The organism is Streptomyces sp. NPDC059853 (assembly GCF_042731495.1).
Taxonomy (GTDB): Bacteria; Actinomycetota; Actinomycetes; order Streptomycetales; family Streptomycetaceae; genus Streptomyces.
This window is the reverse complement of sequence record NZ_JBHWJL010000263.1, coordinates 3692-7394: the sequence shown is the minus strand read 5'-3', so window position 1 is coordinate 7394 and position 3703 is coordinate 3692. Positions and strand designations below refer to the sequence as shown.

At 73.2% G+C, this 3703-nt stretch carries 5 protein-coding genes; all 5 read left to right on the top strand.

Features of this window, described 5'->3' with window-relative positions; all coding sequences use genetic code 11:
- A partial coding sequence (locus tag ACFV5N_RS22110) for a hypothetical protein (RefSeq protein ID WP_385602540.1) occupies window positions 1-212 on the top strand: 212 nt, incomplete at its 5' end.
- 38 nt (window positions 213-250) lie between these two features.
- Complete coding sequence (gene allB, locus ACFV5N_RS22105) at window positions 251-1624, top strand: allantoinase AllB (protein WP_385602537.1); 1374 nt, start codon at window positions 251-253, stop codon at window positions 1622-1624.
- Between the two features lie 8 nt (window positions 1625-1632).
- A complete protein-coding gene (locus ACFV5N_RS22100; RefSeq protein WP_385602534.1) occupies window positions 1633-2517 on the top strand; it encodes a hypothetical protein in 885 nt (294 codons plus the stop codon).
- Window positions 2514-3140: a GntR family transcriptional regulator gene (locus ACFV5N_RS22095; protein ID WP_385602531.1), complete on the top strand. Its 627-nt coding sequence runs from the start codon at window positions 2514-2516 to the stop codon at window positions 3138-3140. Before ACFV5N_RS22100 ends, ACFV5N_RS22095 begins: the two co-directional genes overlap by 4 nt.
- A 23-nt stretch (window positions 3141-3163) precedes the next feature.
- Window positions 3164-3565, top strand: coding sequence for a gamma-glutamylcyclotransferase (locus tag ACFV5N_RS22090; RefSeq protein WP_385602529.1), 402 nt, complete (start codon window positions 3164-3166; stop codon window positions 3563-3565).
- Window positions 3566-3703: the final 138 nt, after the last annotated feature.

Sequence of the window (3703 nt, the reverse complement as noted above, 5' to 3'; positions counted from 1 at the left end):
GCATCACCCTGACCGCCTGCCGGACCGGCAACGAGCTGATCCTCGACGGCGACCCCGCCCAGCACATCCTCGCGCTCTCGGAGGAGACCGCCGCCACCAACGTCCGCGCCGCCCGCGCGGGCGGCCTCGACCTCGGCGCCGAGGAACTGTTCGACCTCGGCCCCATCAGGGAGGTCTACGAAGAGGACCCCGCCCTGGCCCTGAACGCCTGACCCCCGCTGTCACCCGCTCCCCTCGAAGGAGACGCTCCATGCCCCACCCGGCACCGTACGACCTGCTTCTCACGGGCGGAACCGTCGTCTCGCACGACGGCCGCCACCGACACGACATCGCCGTCCGGGACGGCCGGATAGCCGCCGTGGGCGAGGGCCTGGCGGCCCGGGCAGCCGGAGACGTCCGCGTGGTCGACGCCGCCGGGCTGCTCGTACTGCCCGGCCTGGTGGACGTCCACGTCCACTTCCGCGAGCCCGGCATGACCGAGAAGGAGGACTTCGCCAGCGGTACCCGAGCCGCCGCGGCCGGCGGCGTCACCACGGTCGTGGACATGCCCAACACCGTTCCCCCGGTGGCGACCGCGGAGGAGTTCCGGCGCAAGCTGAACCTGGTGGCGCCGAAGGCACATGTCGACTTCGGGCTCTACGGCATGCTCGGCCAGGACAACGCCGAGGAGATGACCGCCATGGCCGAACTGGGCGCCATGGGCTTCAAACTCTTCATGGGACAGACCACCGGCGACAACCGGTGCCCCGACGACGCGGCGATCTTCCGCGGCCTGGAGGCCGCCGCGGCGGCCGGACTCGTGGTCGGCGCGCACGCGGAGAACGACCACCTGCTCCGCATGTTCATCGACCGGCTGCGGGCCTCCGGCCGTACCGATCCCCGGGCGCACCTGGCCAGCCGGCCGGCCTTCGTCGAGGTGGAAGCCGTGACCCGGATCGTCACCATGGCCACCGAGGCCTGCACCAAGCTCCACATCCACCACCTGTCCACCGGCGCCGGACTGCGCCGCGTGCGCGACCTGCGCGCCGACGGCCACCGGGTCAGCGTGGAAGCCCTCGTCGCCCACCTGCTGTTCGACGACAGCGCCTACGACACCCACGGAAACCTCATCAAACTCAACCCGCCGATCCGGCCGGCCGAGAACGTCGCCGAGCTGTGGGCCGGAATCGCCCGCGGCGACGTGGACATCATCGCCACCGACCATGCCCCCCACACCCCCGCCGAACAAGCCGAAGACGACGTCTGGTGCGCGCACGGCGGCTTCATCGGGGTCGAGACGATGCTGCCGCTGCTGCTCACCGCCGCCGCACAGGGCCGCCTGTCCGTCGAAGACATCGTCAGGCTGTGCTCCTACACCCCCGCCCGGCGCTGGTCGATGCCCGGCAAGGGACAGCTGGCCCCCGGCTTCGACGCCGACTTCGTGCTCGTGGACCCCGACGCCACCGGGGTGGTGGACCCCGCCACGCTGCACTCCCGGCACAACGTCACTCCGTACGAGGGCCGGCCGCTGACCGGTGCGGTGATCGCCACCTACCTGCGCGGAGAATCGGTGTACGACAAGAGCGGGATCGTCGGCGCACCGCGTGGCCGCCACGTGCGCCCGGCCCCGGCAGGCAAGAGGTGAGGAGCCACGTGACCACGGCAGCACACAGCACGCGGGTGGACAGCATGGACGAGGCGGTGAGCCGCTGCCTGGCCGAGGCCGGGCTGCGGGCGGAACCGCCGCCGGGCCCCCAGGGGCGGCCACCAGTCGTCCTCGCCGCCATCGGCACCACCGCGCGGCGCGCCCTGGACGGCCGGCTGCTCCGGGAGGCCCTCGACGCGGAGCACCTCACGTGCGGACACCACCTCCCGTTCGAGGACCCCGCGGCGCTGCTCGCCCACCCGGCCTGGCGGCTCGCCCTCGTCCTGAGCCCGTGGAAGAAGGCCGTCGCCTCCCGCGTGGGCGGTCTCACGCCCTCGGCCACCGCGACCGGCGTCGTCGACACGATCCTCCGGAACGGCGACGGAGGACTGCTCGGCGTCAACACCAACTCCTGGGCGGCGCAAGCCGCGATGGAGATCCTGATGGGCGGAGCGACCCCGGCCGGCGTGCTGGTGCTCGGCTCGGGAGGCTCGGCCGGCTCGGTGGCCCTGGCGGCCCGCCGTGCCTGGCCGGACGTCCCGCTCCTCGGCAGCGCGCGCAACGCCGCGGCGCTGGCGGCCTGGGGCGCGGACTTCGGCGCCCTGACCGCCGCCCCGGACGCGCTGCCCGAGGTGCCCTTCGCCACCACCGGGCCCTCGCTGATCGTGAACACCACGACCTGGGGGGAGACGGACGTCTCGGAAGAGCAGCCCTTCGCCTTCCCCCTGCCGCGGCTGCTGACCCCCGGCAGCAGGTTCTTCGACCTGAACAACCGGGTCTCGGCGCTGCAGCACGCCGCCCTCCAGGCCGGGATGAGCGTGATGTCCGGCACGTTCATGCAGCGGGTCACCAACCGGTGCCGTGCCGCCCTGCTCACGGCCAGGGCCTCATGACGACCACCACACGGGAGCGCGTGTACCGCTTCCTGCGGCAGCAGATCACCACCGGCGAGTACGCGGGAGGCATCCGCCTGGTCGAGGAGCAGATCGCGGAGGAACTGGGCGTCAGCCGCACCCCGGTGCGCGAGGCGCTGCAACGGCTGACCAGCGAGGGGCTGGTCCTGCGGATCCGGCGCGGCCAGCTCGTCGTCGTCAGCGTCGACGCCGAGGCACGGGCCGAACTCCACCTGCTGCGCGTCGCCTTCGACGAAGTGGCGGCCCGCAGCCTCGCCGCCAAGGCGGCGCGGGTGGACTGGGCGCCGCTCTACGCCCTGCTGGACCCCCTGGAGGAGGCCCTGCGGAAGCACGGCATCAGCAGCCCCCAGTTCTCCATGGCCCACCTCGATCTGCACATGGCGATCAACCGGGCGGCCTTCTCCGAGACCACCTCGGCGTTCCTGCAACGGCAGGCCTTCCTCTATCCGACGGACGACTACGTCCAGCAGCCGGGACACGAGCCGGTCTCCCAGCACCGGGCGCTGCTCGACGACCTCGCGAGCGGCGACCCGGAACGCGCCGTCACCGCCGTACGCGTCCACGCACTGCGCGGCCACGGAAACACCACGCTCACCGAATGACTCACCGACCACAGGAGCCCCGCATGCACGACACCGTCACCATGTTCGTCAACGGGCAGGCCATGAGCGGCGGCGAGCTCAACGACGCCCTCACCGGTGCCCGCTTCCTGGGCCCCGTCCGCACCGCGCCGCGCTACCGCTTCTACTCCTTCCACGACCGCTTCCCCGGCCTTCTGCCGACCCGGGAAGGCGGGTGGCCCGTCCCGGGCGAGATCTACGAGATCACCTACCGCGACCTGCGCGAGAAGCTGCTGCCCCGGGAACCGGCGGAGCTGGAACTCTCCGCCATCCAGCTGGAGGACGGCCGCGGCTCGCTCAGCATGGTCTGCCGTCGGCCCCCGGTCACCGGACCCGGAATCCACGAGATCACCGCTCCCGGCGGCTGGCGTGCCCACCTCGCGTCGTCCGCCCCGCGAGTGGCCTGAGCCCCGAGGCCCTGGCGGACAGCGACGGCGCCGAGCCGGCGGTGACCCTTGGGGAGTAGCGGCAGGCCAGGGGGGGAGGGCCGGGCCGGGGGGGGGGGGGGGACCCCCCGCCGGGGGGGGGGGGGGGGGGTGGGCCGG